This is a genomic window from Streptomyces sp. NPDC047043, assembly GCF_040644055.1.
Taxonomy (GTDB): domain Bacteria; phylum Actinomycetota; class Actinomycetes; order Streptomycetales; family Streptomycetaceae; genus Streptomyces.
This window is the reverse complement of record NZ_JBEYVO010000026.1, coordinates 1-16,319: the sequence shown is the minus strand read 5'-3', so window position 1 is coordinate 16,319 and position 16,319 is coordinate 1. Positions and strand designations below refer to the sequence as shown.

General features: G+C 70.0%; 14 protein-coding genes. 4 read left to right on the top strand and 10 right to left on the bottom strand.

Annotation, left to right across the window (positions count from 1 at the left end; genetic code table 11):
• Entirely contained in the window at nucleotides 1–756 is a 756-nt protein-coding gene (locus ABZ880_RS35010; RefSeq protein WP_361271389.1) for an IclR family transcriptional regulator, read from the bottom strand.
• Nucleotides 757–775: 19 nt separating this feature from the next.
• Nucleotides 776–1,312, bottom strand: a complete 537-nt coding sequence (locus ABZ880_RS35005) for a MarR family transcriptional regulator (protein ID WP_361271386.1) — start codon at nucleotides 1,310–1,312, stop codon at nucleotides 776–778.
• A gap of 104 nt (nucleotides 1,313–1,416) precedes the next feature.
• Here ABZ880_RS35005 and ABZ880_RS35000 point away from each other — a divergent pair, with 104 nt between their 5' ends.
• Genes ABZ880_RS35000 through ABZ880_RS34985 form a run of 4 tightly spaced genes read left to right on the top strand, consistent with a single transcriptional unit; the run spans nucleotide 1,417 to nucleotide 5,217 of the window.
• Nucleotides 1,417–2,334 carry an SDR family oxidoreductase gene (locus ABZ880_RS35000; RefSeq protein ID WP_361271382.1) on the top strand — a complete coding sequence of 306 codons (918 nt, stop codon included), beginning with the start codon at nucleotides 1,417–1,419 and terminating at the stop codon, nucleotides 2,332–2,334.
• Between the two features lie 2 nt (nucleotides 2,335–2,336).
• Nucleotides 2,337–3,224 carry an amidohydrolase family protein gene (locus ABZ880_RS34995; RefSeq protein WP_361271379.1) on the top strand — a complete coding sequence of 296 codons (888 nt, stop codon included), beginning with the start codon at nucleotides 2,337–2,339 and terminating at the stop codon, nucleotides 3,222–3,224.
• A gap of 10 nt (nucleotides 3,225–3,234) precedes the next feature.
• Nucleotides 3,235–4,734 carry an o-succinylbenzoate--CoA ligase gene (menE, locus tag ABZ880_RS34990; protein ID WP_361271376.1) on the top strand — a complete coding sequence of 500 codons (1,500 nt, stop codon included), beginning with the start codon at nucleotides 3,235–3,237 and terminating at the stop codon, nucleotides 4,732–4,734.
• A 27-nt stretch (nucleotides 4,735–4,761) separates the two neighbouring features.
• Entirely contained in the window at nucleotides 4,762–5,217 is a 456-nt protein-coding gene (locus ABZ880_RS34985; RefSeq protein ID WP_361271373.1) for a MaoC family dehydratase, read from the top strand.
• On the opposite strand, the gene ABZ880_RS34980 is transcribed toward ABZ880_RS34985, so the two are convergent.
• The 8 genes from ABZ880_RS34980 to ABZ880_RS34945 are packed head-to-tail and all read right to left on the bottom strand — an operon-like array spanning nucleotide 5,208 to nucleotide 16,169.
• On the bottom strand, nucleotides 5,208–6,038 hold the full coding sequence (locus ABZ880_RS34980; protein ID WP_361271371.1) for a PaaX family transcriptional regulator C-terminal domain-containing protein: 831 nt from the start codon (nucleotides 6,036–6,038) through the stop codon (nucleotides 5,208–5,210). The genes ABZ880_RS34985 and ABZ880_RS34980 overlap by 10 nt on opposite strands.
• A 20-nt stretch (nucleotides 6,039–6,058) precedes the next feature.
• Entirely contained in the window at nucleotides 6,059–6,910 is an 852-nt protein-coding gene (locus ABZ880_RS34975) for a hypothetical protein (protein WP_361271368.1), read from the bottom strand.
• Nucleotides 6,910–8,583: a PHP domain-containing protein gene (locus tag ABZ880_RS34970; RefSeq protein WP_361271365.1), complete on the bottom strand. Its 1,674-nt coding sequence runs from the start codon at nucleotides 8,581–8,583 to the stop codon at nucleotides 6,910–6,912. The genes ABZ880_RS34975 and ABZ880_RS34970 overlap by 1 nt, the downstream gene beginning before the upstream one ends.
• A gap of 27 nt (nucleotides 8,584–8,610) precedes the next feature.
• On the bottom strand, nucleotides 8,611–10,467 hold the full coding sequence (locus ABZ880_RS34965) for a LamG-like jellyroll fold domain-containing protein (RefSeq protein WP_361271362.1): 1,857 nt from the start codon (nucleotides 10,465–10,467) through the stop codon (nucleotides 8,611–8,613).
• Between the two features lie 58 nt (nucleotides 10,468–10,525).
• Nucleotides 10,526–13,444, bottom strand: coding sequence for a glycoside hydrolase family 2 TIM barrel-domain containing protein (locus ABZ880_RS34960; RefSeq protein WP_361271359.1), 2,919 nt, complete (start codon nucleotides 13,442–13,444; stop codon nucleotides 10,526–10,528).
• Nucleotides 13,441–14,391, bottom strand: a complete 951-nt coding sequence (locus tag ABZ880_RS34955; protein WP_361271356.1) for an alkaline phosphatase family protein — start codon at nucleotides 14,389–14,391, stop codon at nucleotides 13,441–13,443. The genes ABZ880_RS34960 and ABZ880_RS34955 overlap by 4 nt, the downstream gene beginning before the upstream one ends.
• Before the next feature lie 27 nt (nucleotides 14,392–14,418).
• Nucleotides 14,419–15,288 (bottom strand): carbohydrate ABC transporter permease, encoded by an 870-nt coding sequence (locus tag ABZ880_RS34950; protein ID WP_361271353.1) that lies wholly within the window; start codon nucleotides 15,286–15,288, stop codon nucleotides 14,419–14,421.
• Nucleotides 15,285–16,169 carry a sugar ABC transporter permease gene (locus tag ABZ880_RS34945; protein ID WP_361271350.1) on the bottom strand — a complete coding sequence of 295 codons (885 nt, stop codon included), beginning with the start codon at nucleotides 16,167–16,169 and terminating at the stop codon, nucleotides 15,285–15,287. The genes ABZ880_RS34950 and ABZ880_RS34945 overlap by 4 nt, the downstream gene beginning before the upstream one ends.
• Nucleotides 16,170–16,319: the final 150 nt, after the last annotated feature.

The following is a 16,319-nucleotide window of genomic DNA, read 5'->3' as shown; positions in this document are numbered from 1 at the left end:
CTACTGGACCTTCGCCGGGCGCCACCCCAGGGCCCGAGAGATGCCGAGCGCCGCAAGCCGCACCGCGGGGACCAACACCGGTACCTGCGCGTCGGCTTGCGGCACCACCACCGACACCGCGGCGAGAACCGCCCCGCCCGGCCCGCGCACCGGGGCGGCCACCGACAGGGCGTCGTCGGTGACTTGACGGCTGCTCACGGCAACTCCCGTGCGCCGTACCTCCGCCAGCACCCTGCGCAGCCGTACCGGCTCGGTGATGGTGTACGGCGTGAACGACGCGAGCGGGCCCGCGCAGTACTCCTCCTGGACGTCCGAGTCGGAGTGCGCGAGCAGCGCCAGCCCGACCCCGGTGGCGTGCAGCGGCCAGCGCGCCCCGACCCGGATGTGCACGCCGACGGCGCTGCGACCGGAGATCCACTCGATGTAGACGACCTCCCCGCCGTCCCGCACCGCCAGCTGCACGTTCTCGTGGGTCGCCTCGTACAGGTCCTCCAGATACGGCAGCGCGAGCTGCCGCAGCGCGAGTCCGCGCGGCGCGAGTGCGGCGACCTCCCACAGCCGGAGCCCGACGTGATAGACGCCGGAGTCGTCCCGCTCCAGGGCGCCCCAGTCGGTCAGGGCGCCCACGAGCCGGTGCGCCGTGGTGAGGGTGAGTCCGGCCCGGCGGCTGATGTCCGTCAGGGACAGCGCCGGGTGCTCGTGGTCGAACGCGCCGAGCACGGCCAGCAGCCGGTCGGGCGCGGAGCGGACGGTCATCGCCGGGTGCCTCCCCACATCAGCCGAGCCCGTCCTCCGCGATCCGCAGCAGCAGGGCGTGCAGGGTCTCGCGCTCGGCCGCGTCCAACGGGCCGAGGAGTTCGTTCGTCACCCGCAGGCCCGCCTCGTCGGTGTCGCGCAGGAAGGCGCGGCCGTCCTCGCTCAGCACGACGATGCGGCTGCGGCGGTCGTCGGGGGAGGGGCGGCGCTCCGCGAAGCCCAGCTTCTCCAGGTCGTCGACCAGGCCGACGATCGCGCTCGGGTCGTAGCCGAGCCGGGTGCTCAGCTCGCGCTGCAGGGCGCCGTCGGAGGTGGCGAGGAAGCGCAGCACCGCATAGTGGCGCAACCGCAGCCCCGACTCCTGCAGGAACGTGTTGAACAGCTGCCCGGAGCGCAGGCCCAGGCGGTACAGGAGATAGCCCGTGTCGGCGTGCAGCCCGCGCATCCAAGGCTCGTCCGCGTCGATCCGGGCTGCGTTCGTGGCGTGCTGGCGGGTGATGGCGGGCTCCCTGGTCTCGGTCCCGGAGGGCGACGTGCTTCGTGCAGATTCCAGCATGTCGCACCCGTAGGTCATCAACAACTATTGACGTCAACAATTATTGCTCTTAGCTTCGATCTCGAAGCCGCACCACCCGCATCAGCTCGTGAAGGGACCCACCCGTGCCCAGCATCGATCTCTCCGGCAAGGTCGCCGTCGTCACCGGCAGCGGCCGGGGCCTCGGCCTCGCCTACGCGCACGCCCTGGCCGCCCACGGCGCGTCCGTGGTCGTCAACGACGTCGACGAGGCCGTGGCCGAGGCGGCCGTGAAGTCCATCACCGAGGCGGGCGGCACGGCCGTCGCCGAGGTCGTCCCGGTCGGCACGACCGAGGCCGCGGACCGGCTGGTCAACAGGGCCGTCGAGGAGTTCGGGCGGCTGGACGTCCTGGTCACCAACGCCGGCATCCTGCGCGACAAGGTGCTGTGGAAGATGACCGACGACGACTTCGACGCGGTGATCACCACCCACCTCAAGGGCACCTTCACCTGCGCCCGCGCCGCCGCGGTCCGCATGCGTGAGCAGGGCGAGGGCGGCACCCTGATCCTGGTCGGCTCCCCGGCCGGTCAGCGCGGCAACTTCGGGCAGACGAACTACGCCGCCGCCAAGGCCGGCATCGCCGCGTTCGCCCGCACCTGGTCGATGGAGCTGGGCCGCGCGAACATCACGGTCAACGCGATCGTGCCGGTCGCCGCGACCGCGATGACCGAGACGATCCCCGCCTTCGCGCCGTACGTCGAGGCCCTGAAGAACGGGCAGCCCTTCCCCGGCTTCCTGCGCAAGGGCGAGGGCTTCGGCACCCCCGAGGACTGCGCGGCCATCGTCCCGTTCCTCGCCTCCGAGGCCGCCCGCGGCATCACCGGCCAGGCCATCGGCATCGGCGGCGACAAGGTGGCACTCTGGTCGCATCCGCAGGAGATCAAGACGGCGTACGCGGACGGCGGCTGGACCCCCGACAGCCTGGCCGACGTCTGGTCCACCTCGGTCGGCGCCGAGCTGCAGAGCGTCGGCATCCCCGCCCCGAAGTTCCCGGAGGCCTGACCATGACGACGAACCTCAACGTCGAGGAACTCGTCGCGATCGACGTCCACACCCACGCGGAGGTGTCCTCCAAGGGCCACTCCTCCCTGGACGACGACCTGCACGACGCCTCCTCCGCCTACTTCAAGGTCGAGGGCAAGCGGAAACCGACCCTGGAGGAGACGGCCGCCTACTACCGCGAGCGGAAGATGGCCGCCGTGATCTTCACGGTGGACGCCGAGTCCGCGACCGGCACCGCGCCCGTCCCGAACGAGGAGGTCGCCGAGGCCGCGGCCGCCAACTCCGACGTCCTGATCCCCTTCGCCTCCATCGACCCCTTCCGCGGTAAGGCCGGCGTCAAGCAGGCCCGCCGCCTGGTCGAGGAGTACGGGGTGCGGGGCTTCAAGTTCCACCCCAGCATCCAGGGCTTCTTCCCCAACGACCGCTCGGTGGCGTACGACCTCTACGAGGTGATCGAGGAGACGGGCACCATCGCCCTCTTCCACACGGGCCAGACGGGCATCGGCGCCGGCGTCCCGGGCGGTGGCGGGATCCGGCTGAAGTACTCGAACCCCCTCCACGTGGACGACGTGGCGGCCGACTTCCCGCACCTGAAGATCATCCTGGCGCACCCGTCCTTCCCCTGGCAGGACGAGGCCCTCGCCGTCGCCACGCACAAGCCGGGCGTGCACATCGACCTGTCCGGCTGGTCGCCGAAGTACTTCCCGCCGCAGCTCGTGCAGTACGCGAACACGCTGCTCAAGGACAAGGTCCTCTTCGGCTCCGACTTCCCCGTCCTCACCCCCGACCGCTGGCTCGCCGACTTCGAGAAGCTGTCGATCAAGGACGAGGTCAAGCCGAAGATCCTCAAGGAGAACGCCGCCCGCCTGCTCGGGCTGACCAAGCCATAAGGGGCCGTAGATGCGCAATGAGGGACTTGGGTCGTGGCCCGCACGCCGGGCCCGCAAGACCCCGCACCGCACCGCCCTGATCCACGGCGGCACCCCGCTCACGTACGCGCAGCTGTACGACCGCACCACCCGCCTCGCCCACGCCCTGCGCGCCCGGGGCGTAAGGCGCGGCGACCGCATCGCCTACCTCGGTCCGAACCACCCCTCCTACCTGGAGACCCTGTTCGCCGCGGGCACGCTCGGCGCGGTCTTCGTACCGCTCAACACCCGCCTCGCGGGCCCGGAGATCGCCTTCCAGCTCGCCGACTCGGGCGCGAAGGCACTCGTCTACGGCCCCTCGCACGCGGGTCTGGTCGCCGGTCTGCCGGGCAACACCGATGTCCGTGCGTACGTCGAAGTGGGCGCCGACTACGAGGAGGCGGTGGCCTCCGCGGCGGCCGACCCCATCGACGAGCCGGTCGTCCCCGACGACACCTGCATCATCATGTACACCTCGGGGACGACCGGCCGCCCCAAGGGCGCGATGCTCACGCACGGCAACCTCACCTGGAACGCGATCAACGTCCTGGTCGACACCGACCTGATCGCCGACGAACGCGCCCTGGTCTCGGCCCCGTTGTTCCACACGGCGGGCCTGAACATGCTGACGCTGCCCGTGCTGCTGAAGGGCGGTACGTGTGTCCTGGTCGAGGCCTTCGAGCCGAACGCGACCTTCGACCTGATCGAGCAGCACCGGATCACCTTCATGTTCGGTGTCCCGACCATGTTCGAGCAGGTGGTCCGGCACCCGCGCTGGCCGGACGCGGACCTGTCGTCGCTACGGATCCTGACCTGCGGCGGCTCCCCCGTCTCGACACCGCTCATCGCCGCCTACCAGGAGCGCGGACTCACCTTCCTCCAGGGCTACGGCATGACGGAGGCGTCCCCCGGCACGCTGTTCCTGGACGCGGAACACGCGGTCAGCAAGGCGGGTTCGGCGGGCGTGCCGCACTTCTTCAGCGATGTTCGCGTCGTACGGCCGGACTTCGCGCCGGTCGACGTCGACGAGACCGGCGAGGTCGTGGTCCGCGGACCGCACGTCATGCCCGGCTACTGGGGGCTGCCCGAGGAGACGGCCGCCTCCTTCGCCAACGGCTGGTTCCGCAGCGGGGACGCGGCCCGCGTCGACGAGGACGGATACGTCCACATCGTCGACCGCATCAAGGACATGATCATCTCCGGGGGCGAGAACATCTACCCCGCCGAGATCGAGGACCTGATCCTCTCCCTCCCGGACATCGTCGAGTGCGCGGTCATCGGCGTACCGGACGAAAAGTGGGGCGAGGTGCCGCGTGCGGTCGTCGTCCCCCGCGAGGGCGCCTCCCTCGACCCCGACGAGGTGCTGGCCTCGCTGGCCGGACGCCTCGCCAAGTACAAGATCCCGAAGTCGGTGGTGCTCGCGGACGAACTCCCGCGCACCGCCTCCGGGAAGCTCCTCAAGTCCCGTGTGCGCAAGCGCTACGGGAACTGACCAACTCCCTTAAGGAACAGGCTACTTATGAGCGTCACCGTCAACGGCCTCGACGAACTGAAGAAGCTCGCGGGCAGCGACCTGGGCACCAGCGAATGGATAGAGATCACCCAGGAGCGCATCAACACCTTCGCCGACGCCACCGGCGACCACCAGTGGATCCACGTGGACCCGGAGAAGGCCGCCGAGGGCCCCTTCGGCGCCCCGATCGCCCACGGCTACCTCACCCTCTCCCTGTTCATCCCGCTGTTCACCGAGCTGCTGGACGTCCAGGGCGTCACCACGAAGGTCAACTACGGCCTGAACAAGGTCCGTTTCCCCTCCCCGGTGAAGGTCGGCTCGAAGATCCGCCTGGTCGGCAGGCTGGCGGACGTGGAGGACGTGCCGGGCGGCGTGCAGATCACCGTCGACGGCACGATCGAGATCGAGGGCGGTGCCAAGCCGGCCGCCGTACTGCAGAGCCTGTCCCGCTTCTACGCCTGATCGGCGCGGACCGGCAGCACGTCGAGAAGGCGTTTCGCGGCGTCCTGCGCGAGCGGCGCGAGCCGGTCGTGCACCGTCCGGAACGTCTTCTCGGCCTGCTCGGCCGGCCAGTCGTCCGGCAGGTGCTTCACCGGCAGCCGCGGGTCGCGGCGGATGACCCGTAGCCACTCCATCTGCAGGCGCAGCCGCAGCGCGAGCGCCTCGTCCGGGTCCGGCAGCTGCGACTCCCACGGCTGCCAGCGCCGTAGGAACTCCTTGTAGCCCGCGGCGAGTTCGGTCAGCTCCCAGGTCTCCTCGATCATCGCGCCGATGTCCATGCCGGCGTCGGCGCGTGCGCGGAAGACCTTCACATGGGCGGCGAGGCCGAGCTCGGACACCAGCTCCGAGACGTCGACCTCGCCCGGCGCGATCCACAGGCCGCCGAACAGCGGGCCGAAACCGCTCCAGGTGAGCTTGGAACGCAGGTCGTGGCGCTGGCGCTGCCAGGACTCCGGGAGGGAGAAGCCGAGCAGGGTCCAGGTGCCGTCCCAGTTCCGGTTGACGGCGCCGGTGTGCCAGATGCGGTGCTCGCCGTCGCGCAGCACCGCCGTCGAGTGCTCGGTCAGGCCGAAGTACATCTTGCGGCCCTCGCGCTGCCGGCGCAGCAGCCCGCGGTTGACCATGCGGGTCAGCGTCGAGCGGGTCGCCTGCTCGCCCACCCCGAGGCGCTCGAAGACGTCGATCACGCTGCCCGAGTACACGCAGACGTCCCGCCCGAGCACCTGGTCGCCCAGGAACGTCAGCAGCAGGGACTGGGGCCGCAATGACTCTTCACCGGTCATGCGGCCCACCGTACGTCCGATCAGTCCGTGACTTGCCGGTACGCGTACACGGTCGTCGCCAGCGCGCATGCGCCCGGCGGGATGACCTCCGCCCGCAGGGTGCCGCTGTTGACGTCGTAGTCGACTCCCTCCGCCTCGAAGGTGCCGTCCGTGCACAGACTGCGCTGTGGCAGTCCGAACAGGGCCTTCACCGAGCCGGTGACCGGCTGCCCGTCCAGCCTGTGCGGAAGGTCGACCTGGAGCAGCGGTCGGCTGAACGGGAACAGCTGACCCGAGGCGTCGTCCGAGGCACACACCAGCCGGGTGTCCGTCACGAAGTCGCAGCCCTGGATGTTGCGCACCGGCTTGTCCAGGGTGATCTGCCAGGCCTCCTTGAGATCACCGCCCTTGGGCGGGGTGGACGGGTTGAGGAGCGGGGCGGGAAAGACCTGGAGTCTGTTCTGGTCGCCCCACTCGCCCGACACCAGCCACTGCGCGTCGGGCGAGACGGTCGCGAAGGAGTTGTTGACCTTCTCGCCCGGATTGAGCCGGTGGACGTAGTCGTAGCGCTTCCCGGCCGGTGTGGTGACCGCGAACATCTTCGACGTGGCCGTGTCGGCGCCCTGGTAGGCGTCGAAGGTGTAGCCACGCGCGATGTCCGGGTCACCGACGTGGTTCCAGCCCTTGATTCTCAGGTCCAGCGGGATGTCGGCGAGGCCGCGGTGGAGGAGCGAGCCGTTCGCACGGCTCGCCAGCCCCTGTCCGCCGCCCAGCGTGTCCGTGTACGACGTACCGGTCTGCACCCAGTGCGGTTCGCCGGACGCGAAGGCGCTGGAAGCGCCGAGGGTCAGAGCACCGAATAACGAGGCCAGAAGGACGAGATGACGCTTCATCAGGCACCTGCCACGTCGACGAATACGGGGTTCGAATAGAACCACGTATCCGCCCACGGGTCACCGTTTCCGGGCTCGTGCGGAATCGGCCCGTTCGGGTCGATCGAGGCGCCCAGATAGCCCGTGCCATGACGCTTGCCGTCGCTGCCGCGGAGCCGGACGTAGAAGGACTCGTCCCCGGCGGTCAGCGGGATGCGCAGGGTGTACGTCCCCTTCCGGCCGGACACGTCCTTCGTCTGTACGACCCTGGTGTCCGGCGCCTTCCACGTGTCGCGGTCGGTGACCGGACCGCGCACCGCGCCCCGGATCACGTCGACGTGCGCCAACTCGGGGAGGATTCCCTGCGGGTTGGCCCGGGAAGCGGTCGTGACGGTGACGTGGAGCGTGATCTTCTCGCCCTTGCGGACGCGCAGTCGGCCGCCCAGCGTGACACCCCGGCCGGCGTCGCAGTCCCGCTTCAGCCGGACGTCGAGCCCGTCGAGCAGATGCCCGTGGTCGAGCCAGACCCGGCCCGCGCGCAGGCCCGCCATCACCGCGCGGTAGCCGTAGCGGGTCACGCCGACGTGGGTGCGGCTGAACTCGCCGGGCCAGAAGTCGCTGCCGGGCTGCGGGGTGTCGGTGTTCACCGGGTCGGGCAGCTTGCCGGTGTTGTCGAAGTTCTGCCCGGCCGGCCAGTCGCCGTTCTTCCAGGTGTCGAAGACCGTGCGGTGGTTGTCGGAGTTGGTGGTGATCGTGAACAGCCGGCCCTCGGCGAGCATCGAGTCCCACAGCCCGCCGACGGTCGCGGTCGCCCAGTCGAAGCCGCCGTAGGTGAGGTACGCGTCGGCCGGGTAGCCCGCGTACGACTGGGCGGACGGCTTGTTCTCGTACTCGCCGCGGATGGAGGTGGAGCTGCGCCAGCCGGGGATCGCCGCGCCCTGCGCGCCGGGTGCGCCCTCCATGCCGATCATGATCTCGGGGGCCGCGTCCCGCCAGTTGCGCATCTCGTGCGGGGAGTCGATGCCGAGGCGCAGCGGGTGGTTGGCGAGGACGAGGACGTCGTCGACGTAGCCCGAACGGCGCTGCTCGGCCAGCCACTTGATCGCCTTGACGGCGTGGGCCTCGTTACGGGCGGTGTCCGTGCCCGTCGCCGAGCCGTCGGTGTAGCCGAGCAGTTTGCCGTCGTAGGCGAGCTCGAACCGGGTCAGCAGGTCGGTCTCGCCCGGTCCCGGCGCGGCGAAGATCGTGCAGTGCTCGGCGGCCGGGATGTACCACTCCAGGCCCTGGAAGATCAGCTGGCGCGGGTTCTCGGCGCGGGCCTTGAGGATCTCCTTGTGCTCCAGCGCGGCGCCGTAGTGGGCGTGCCCGAAGTTGGAGTGCTCGTTGAACACCATCCAGTCCAGGCCGTACTTGGCGGCGGCCTGCGCCTGCTGGCTGAACGTGTACTTGGCGTCGTGGCTGTAGACGGAGTGCACGTGGTGGTCGCCGACGAGATAGGCGAGGCGCGGGTCGTCACCGCCGAAGCCCCGGTCCGGGGTGGCGGCGAGCGCGGGCGTGGCCGCCGACCCGAGGGCGAAGGCGGCGCCGAACAGGCCCGCCCGACGCATCAGTTGGCGTCTCGACACGCCCTGCGCGTCGAGGGCGGCGGGGGAGACGGACGGATCGGCCCAGGCGGGCAGCTGCTGCTCGGTCATGATCTTTAAAGGTCCTCTTCGAGGGCGTCAGTGGTTCATGAAGGAGGTGACGGGCAGCGCCCGCGAGACGATCCGGACGTCGCCGAGGCGGCCGTGCAGGATCTGGTCGATCTTGCCCGCGTACTCGTAGCCGCCGAGCAGCCACGGCAGCCCCACCGAGGCGAGCCCGATCGCGGCGGCCTTGGGATTGCGGACGACGGGGCAGCCCTCGACGTACAGCGTGGTGTGCGTGCCGTCGTTGACGACCGCCAGGTGCCACCAGGTCTCCAGCGGGGTCTCCTGGCCCCAGTTGGTGGCGATGCCCTCCTGGTTGAGCGGGCGCACCGCCCACTGCGGCTCGCGGTCGTTGGACAGCGACAGGGTGGCGAGCGGCTCGTCGGGGTCGTCGGCGGTCTTGCCCGCCGCGCCGCCCGTGCCGGTGCGGCTGACAATGCCGGACCAGGCGTTGTGGTCGGGGTCCCAGTCGGCGGGGAGGCGGTAGAACGCCTCGATGGTGTAACCGCTCCTGAACGTCGCCGAGTTGAGCGGCGCCCCGTCGACCGTCTTCAGGTACGCGCCCTTCAGCGGCGACTTGTAGCCCTGGAACTCCAGGCTGCCGTGGCCGGGTTGGTCGGGGTGGTGGTCGGACGACCAGTTCAGGGCGCCGCCGCCCACCGTGACCAGGGTGAGGTCGTTGCCGCGCCCGGACAGGTCACGGACGGTGCCGCCGACCGCAGTACCGGCGCCCTCGTGGTTGTCGAAGCGCCAGTAGGCGACCGTGCCGGGGATGACGACCTTGGACGCCGGGCGGGCCGGACGCGCGGGGACCGGGGCGAAGCCGGCGAAACGCTGCTCGAAGTCGATCTCCACCGAGAAGCGGTCCGCGTCGCCGCTGAGTTCGATCTCCTGCCGCTCCAGTTCGTTGATGCCCTTGGCGGCCCGGCCGAGGATCCACGGGGAGATCGTCTCCACGTCGATGACGCCCCGGTCCAGGTCGAAGCGGTAGAGGCGGATCATCGCCGCACCGCCGAAGTAGCGGTTCTGGTAGTTGGTGAGATGCAGGTGCACCTCGTTTCCGGCCGCGTTCTTGCGGGTCGCGCGGCCCGCGGGCCAGTAGTGGCCGTTCAGGGTGAGGAAGATCTGGTCGTGGTCCTCGACCAGCTGGTCCCACAGCTGCCCGCCGTAGGTCGACAACTGGTCGTCCCCGAGGACCAGTTCGTGCGTGGTGAGGATGACGGGCGTCTTCGGGTGCTGTGCGAGGACGTCCTTCGCCCAGGCGTACCCCTTCGCCGACAGCCGCCAGTCCAGCGCCAGCACCAGCCACTCGCGGCCGGCCGCCTTGAAGAGGTGGTAGGTGTTGTAGCCGTCCGAAGAGGCGCCGCCGAAGGTCGACTTGCCCTTGAACCGCTGGGGGCCGAAGGCGTCGAGGTACGGCGTCGAGCCGCGTTGGTCGTCCGTCGACGACTTCACGTCGTGGTTGCCGGCCAGGACGCTGTAGCCCACGCCCTTGCGATCCAGCAGCCCGAACGCCTCGCTGATCGCGGCGAATTCGTCCTCGGCACCGTTCTGCGTGAGGTCGCCCAGGTGGGACAGGAAGACGATGTTCTCGTCCTTGCCGTGCTCCAGCAGATAGCGCAGGGACGCCTCGACCGGCGCCTTGTCGATGCTCGGCCCGTCGAAGAGGTACTGGGTGTCGGGCATCACCGCGAGCGTGAAGCGACGGCTCTCGGAGTCGGGCCGCCAGCCGCTCCTCTCGGCCGCTTCGGCTACGGCCGGCAGTGCCACCCCGGCCGCGGCGGCGGTCGTGGCGGCGGCGCCGAGCAGCGCCGTCGCACGCAGGAAACTGCGTCTTCCGGCACCGGCCTGCGCGGCCTCGCCCTGGTTGTGGTCATGCGAAGTGCACACGTGTGCTCCGTGAGATGTGACATGTCACATGTGACATACGACAGGAAGGCGGGGGGTTCTACAGAACGCGCAGGGTCCAGCTCCAGCGATGGACACCCGGTGCGATCCGGTACTCGGGAAAGGTGTCGGGCCCGCACGACGCCGTGCCCAGACCTCGGTGCGCCGCGTCGATGTGCACCACGCACCCGGAGCGCGGCACCAGCTCGTCGTGGTGCGAGACGGCCGTCAGATCCTCCGCACGATGACGGGTGACCGAGACCTGGCGCGGTTCGTCCAGCGCGACCGCGAGACCGGTGGCGTCCGGCGCCGACAGAGTGAAGTGCCGTACGCCGTGCCGGCCGCCGCTCTCCTGCGGACGCAGGTAGGGGGTGAACAACTCGTCGACGGGCAGGGCGTGATGCCCGACCGGTGCGCCCGCGCTGCGGTCGGGGTACGACTCCCAGGGGCCCTGACCGAACCACTCCAGCAGGTCCAGCCCGGCGTCCGTCTCGAAGAGCGTGCCGACCCGCGCCACGTCGTCGAACTCGTCGGGCAGCTCGGCCTCTTCGTCGATCAGGATGCCGCCCTCGACCGGCGTGAACACCTGGCGGTGGCGTACGACGCCGACCGTGCCGGCGTATTCGGCGTCGACGGTCACCCGGGTTCCGTCCTGCCGTACCGACACGGCCTTGCGGACCAGCGAGTCGAGTCCCCAGGTGCGCCAGCGCACGGCCATGCCGCCGAGTTCGTCGTTGTCGGTGGGCGCCCGCCACAGGGACAGCGTGGGGGCGGCGGTCAGCAGGGGGTGGACCAGGAGGCCCTCGTCGTCGAGCTCCACTGCACCGTCCGCCGGGACGTCCCAGGACACGGACGGCCCGCGCAGCCGGACCTGCGGTGCGCACACCTCGGTGCCGCGCGGCGCCCACGACTGGTCCTCGGCCGTCGTCACCCGCAGCGTCAGCCAGGCCTCGCCGCCGTCGCGCGGCACCTCGAGGGGCAGCGGCACGGCCGCCGTCTCGCCGGGCCGCAGATCGGGCAGTTCGGCGGGCGCGGTCAGCGTGCGGCCGTCGGCCAGCGACAGCTGCCACTCGCCGGCCAGCCAGTTCAGGCCCCGGAAGTGCTGGTGGTTGCCGAGCACGATGCCCTCGTGCCTGAAGCACTCGATGCGCACCGGCGCCGCGATCTCCCGGTGCTCGTACAGCGCCGGCTTCGGGGTGCGGTCGGGGAAGACCACCCCGTCGGCGATGAACGCGCCGTCGTGGATGGTCTCGCCGAAGTCGCCGCCGTACGCCCAGCGGTGGCCGGGCACGGCGACACCGTTGTCATACAGCCCGGCGCCCGCGCGCCCGACCGGTCTTCCGTCGCTCACGCGTTGCAGAATTCCGTGGTCCCAGAACTCCCAGATGAACCCGCCCTGAAGACCTGGCGTGGACTCGATGGCCGCCCAATGGTCGGCGAGCGTGCCGTTGCTGTTGCCCATCGCGTGCGAGTACTCGCACTGGATCAGGGGCCTGGTCTGCTCGCCCGACAGGGCGTGCGCGACGCAGTCCTCCAGCGGCGCGTACATGGGGCAGGCGATGTCGGAGACGTCGTCGGTCGCCGCCCAGTCGAGCTTCGCGGCACCCTCGTACTGGATCGGCCGCGTCGGGTCGTGCCGCCGCACCCAGCCCGCCGCCGCGTCGTGGTTGGCGCCGTAGTCCGACTCGTTGCCCAGCGACCAGATGATGATCGACGGGTGGTTCTTGTCGCGCAGGACCATGCGCGAGACGCGGTCCACGAAGGCGTTGAGATAGCGCGGGTCGTCGGCGATCTCGTGCGCGTGGTCGTGCGACTCGATGTCCGCCTCGTCGACGACGTAGAGGCCGAGCTCGTCCGCGAGGTCGTACAGCGTCGGGTCGCCCGGGTAGTGGGAGGTGCGGATCGCGTTGAAGCCGAAGCGCTTGAGCAGGACCAGGTCCGCGCGCATGTCGTCGTACGACACCGTGCGGCCGGTCAGCGGGTGGAAGTCGTGCCGGTTGACGCCGCGGATGAACACCCGCTCGCCGTTGACCAGCAGATCGCGGCCGACGATCGCGACGTCGCGGAAGCCGACGCGGTGCCGCGAGGTGTCGGCGAGGGTTCCGTCGGGACGGTGCAGGCGCACGGTCAGGTCGTACAGCTCGGGCGTCTCGGCGTTCCAGGTGCGCACCTCGGGGACGGCGGCGTGGATGCGGGCCTCGCCGAGGAAGTCGGAGACACGGTCGTCCTCGGCGTTGGCCCGGTCGAACTCCCGGTCCTGCGTGAGGAGTTGCCCCTCCAGTTCGCCGCTGACGTACCAGCCGTCGGGCAGCGCACCGCGCGCGTCCCGCACCTGGCAGTCGATGCGCAGCTCCCCGTCCTGCCGCGCCCGCACGGTCACGTCGGCGAGGTGCAGGGCATCGGTCGCGTACAGCAGTACCGACCGTGTGATGCCGCCGTGCCACCACTGGTCCTGGTCCTCGATGTGCGAGGCGTCCGACCACTTCACGACGGTCAGGCGTACGACCGACCGCTCGCCGGGACGCACCACGTCCGTGAGGTCGAACTCGGCGGCCAGATGGGAGTCCTTGGAGATGCCGACGGGTCGCCCGTCCACGTGCACGAGGAGCACGCTCTCGGCGGCCCCGACCTGCAGCACGATCCGGCGTCCGGCCCAGTCGGCGGGGACGTCCACCTCGCGCTCGTAGACGCCCGTCGGATTGGCGTCGGGGGAGCCGGGCGGGAACTCGGGGAACGGCATGCGGACGTTGGTGTACTGCGGCAGGTCGTCCGTGCCCTGCAGCGTCCAGACGCCGGGGACGTGCGTCGACGACCACGCACCGCCGACCGGCGCGTCCGGAGCAGGCAGCAACTGGAAACGCCAGTCGCCGTCCAGGGAGAGGGCTCCGGAGCGCCGGTCGACGGCGTTCATGGGCAGGCGCCCCAAGGAAGTCAGTTCGGGGGCCGCCCAGGGGCGCAGGGCGAGGAGTGCGTCGGTCATGACCCTTCCGAAGTCGCTGGTGGTGTGGGGGAGCCGGAGCCGATGAGGACGCGGCCCGCAAGGCCCCAGGCGGGGTCGACGGTGATGCCGAGACGGTCCAGGACGGTGGGGGCGATGTCGACGAGGCGGGGCGTGTCCAGCAGGGTGCCGCCGGGGACGCCGGGCCCGGCGAGGACGACGAAGACCTCTCGCTCCGCCCGCGAGTCGCCTCCGTGGCCGCCGGTGTCGAGATGCCCGTGGTCCGTGGTGACCAGCACGGTCCACCGCTCGTCCGCACGGGCGGGGTTCGAGCGCCGGGAGTCGATCGCCTCCAGCAGCCGCCCGAGATGGGCGTCCTGGGTGAGGAGGGCGTCGTCGTAGGCCGGACTGAGGGGGCCCGTGGCGTGGCCGGCCTCGTCGGTGGCGCCGAAGTACACGAAGACGACGTCCGGGTCGTGCTTCGTGAGCCAGCGCAGGGCGGTGCGGGCGACGCTGCGGTCCGCGGTCCGGTAGCCGCGGAACTCGCCGTTGTAGCGCACCCGCCGGCCGATGGCACGGCCGAGGGTGCCGCGCCGGACCAGTTCCGGCCAGGACACCGCGGCAGCGGTGCGCAGACCGGGGCGCGTGCCGGCGGCGCGGCTGAGGAAGTCGGGGTAGCGGGCGTAGTCGGCGCCGGCGAAGTCGTTGCCGGTCACCCCGTGCCGGTCGGGCCAGACCCCGGTCAGGATGCTCGACCAGCCGGGGCCGGAGTCGGTGTAGGCCATGCTGGTCGACGGCCCGTTCCCGGTCTGGCCGTCGACCTCGCCGTAGGGCAGCAGGCTGGTGCCGAAGGCGCCCGCGGCCATCAGGCCGTGCAGCACGGGTGCGGTGGACGGTGAACGGGTCAGCCGGTCGAAGCGCAACCCGTCCATGCCCACCACGAGCACCTTGCCGCGTCCGGGCTGCTCCTCGCCGATGTAGTACGTCACCGCCCACCCCTCTTTCGCGACTTCGCTTCAGCTGCCCTGCACCGCTCCTTCGGTGGCACCCGCGATGAACCCGCGGGCGAAGATGCTGAACACGATGACCAGTGGAAGCGCCGCCATCAGTACACCGGCCATGACCATGCTGTAGTCGGTGGTGTGGCCGACGTTGAGCTGGGCGAGCTCCACCTGGAGCGTCACATGGCCGGGGTCGGTCAGCACCACCAGCGGCCAGATGTAGTCGTTCCAGCAGTTGACGAAGGCGTAGATGGCGAGGAACGACAGCGCGGGCCTGATCATCGGCAGTGCGATGTTCCAGTACTGACGGAAGAACCCGGCGCCGTCGATGCGCGCGGCGTCGAGGAGTTCGTCGGGGACGCCGTTCTGTATGTACTGGTGCAGCCAGAAGATGCCGAAGGCGTTGGCCAGGGAGGGCAGCGCCAGGGCTTTGAGCATGCCGACCCAGCCGATCTTCGACATGAGGATGAACTGCGGCAGGATCGCCAGCTGCAGCGGCAGCATCATGAACAGCAGCAGCGTGCCGAAGAGCAGCTTGCGCCCGGGGAAGTCGAACTTGGCGAAGGTGAAGGCGGCCAGGGAGTCGACGAACAGCACCAGGACGGTGGTGACGGTCGCGACCATCACCGTGTTGAGCATCGACCCGAAGAAGTCGATGGTGTTCAGCACATGCCGGATGTTCTCCAGCAGATGGGAGCCGAAGGTGAACTTCGGCGGGCTCTTGTAGATGTCCTGGGTGGTGTTGGTCGCCATGACGATCGTCCACGCAAAGGGGAAGACCGAGATCAGGACGGCCACGACCAGGATGATGTGCGCCGTCAGGCCCCTGGGGCGGCGCAGCCGCCTGCTGCCCGTGGCCGGCCGCGCGGTGTCCGCTGCCGTCATGCCTTCCTCCCTCGTGTGGTGATGCGCCAGTTGACGGCGACGAGGACGATGATCAGTACGAAGAAGGCCCACACGATGGCCGCGCCGTAGCCGTAGTCGTTGTTGAGGAAGGCCGACTGGTAGAAGTACAGCAATGTGGTCAGACCCGCCTGGCCGGGGCCGCCGAGGTTCGCGTTGGCGGCGTTGCTGCCGAACAGGATCTGGGGCTCGCTGAAGCTCTGCAGACCGTTGATGGTCGAGATGATGACGGTGAACAGGATGATCGGCCGCATGATCGGGATCGTGATCTGGAAGAACGTGCGGACGGGTCCCGCGCCGTCCATCTTCGCCGCCTCGTAGATCGAGTTCGGGATCGCCTGCAGCCCGGCCAGATAGATGATCATGTTGTAGCCGGTCCACTGCCAGGTCATCAGCAGCGCGATGACCAGTTTGATCAGCCACGGGTTGCTCAGCCACGGAACCGGCGAGATGCCGACCATGCCCAGGATCGCGTTGACCAGACCGAAGTTGTTGCTGAACACCGCGCCGAAGAAGATCGCCACGGCGACGATGGAGGTGACGTTCGGGACGTAGAGGGCGATGCGGTAGAAGCCCTTGAAGCGGCGTACCGAGTGCAGCAGCGTCGCCAGCATCAGGGCGCCGAACAGGGTGGGCACGGTGGACAGCACCCAGATCACCAGGGTGTTGCGGATCGACAGCCAGAAGACCGGGTCGTCCCACAGGAACCTGAACTGCTGCAGGCCCACGAACTGCATGGTGCCCATGCCGTCCCAGCGCTGGAAGGCCAGATACAGCGAGTAGAAGACGGGGAAGAACGAGAACGCGGCGAAGATCAGGTAGAACGGCGAGATCGCGAGGTACTGCCGCCAGTACGACAGCAACCCGCGCCGCTTGGGCCGAACGGCGCCCGCGGGCGTGGCGCGCCGCGGACGGAACCGGGCCGGGCCCGGCCCGCCCCCGGGGGGGGGGGCCCGGGGGGGGGCGGGGTGGCGGGGGGTTGTAAACACACATAAAACCCCAAACCCCGGGGC

Excerpts from the sequence above, each read along its gene's own strand:
- ABZ880_RS35010 (WP_361271389.1), bottom strand. The coding sequence starts at position 756 with ATGACCGTCCGCTCCGCGCCCGACCGGCTGCTGGCCGTGCTCGGCGCG.
- ABZ880_RS35005 (WP_361271386.1), bottom strand. The coding sequence starts at position 1,312 with ATGCTGGAATCTGCACGAAGCACGTCGCCCTCCGGGACCGAGACCAGG.
- ABZ880_RS34995 (WP_361271379.1), top strand. The coding sequence starts at position 2,337 with ATGACGACGAACCTCAACGTCGAGGAACTCGTCGCGATCGACGTCCAC.
- menE (WP_361271376.1), top strand. The coding sequence starts at position 3,235 with ATGCGCAATGAGGGACTTGGGTCGTGGCCCGCACGCCGGGCCCGCAAG.
- ABZ880_RS34985 (WP_361271373.1), top strand. The coding sequence starts at position 4,762 with ATGAGCGTCACCGTCAACGGCCTCGACGAACTGAAGAAGCTCGCGGGC.
- ABZ880_RS34980 (WP_361271371.1), bottom strand. The coding sequence starts at position 6,038 with ATGACCGGTGAAGAGTCATTGCGGCCCCAGTCCCTGCTGCTGACGTTC.
- ABZ880_RS34975 (WP_361271368.1), bottom strand. The coding sequence starts at position 6,910 with ATGAAGCGTCATCTCGTCCTTCTGGCCTCGTTATTCGGTGCTCTGACC.
- ABZ880_RS34970 (WP_361271365.1), bottom strand. The coding sequence starts at position 8,583 with ATGACCGAGCAGCAGCTGCCCGCCTGGGCCGATCCGTCCGTCTCCCCC.
- ABZ880_RS34960 (WP_361271359.1), bottom strand. The coding sequence starts at position 13,444 with ATGACCGACGCACTCCTCGCCCTGCGCCCCTGGGCGGCCCCCGAACTG.
- ABZ880_RS34950 (WP_361271353.1), bottom strand. The coding sequence starts at position 15,288 with ATGACGGCAGCGGACACCGCGCGGCCGGCCACGGGCAGCAGGCGGCTG.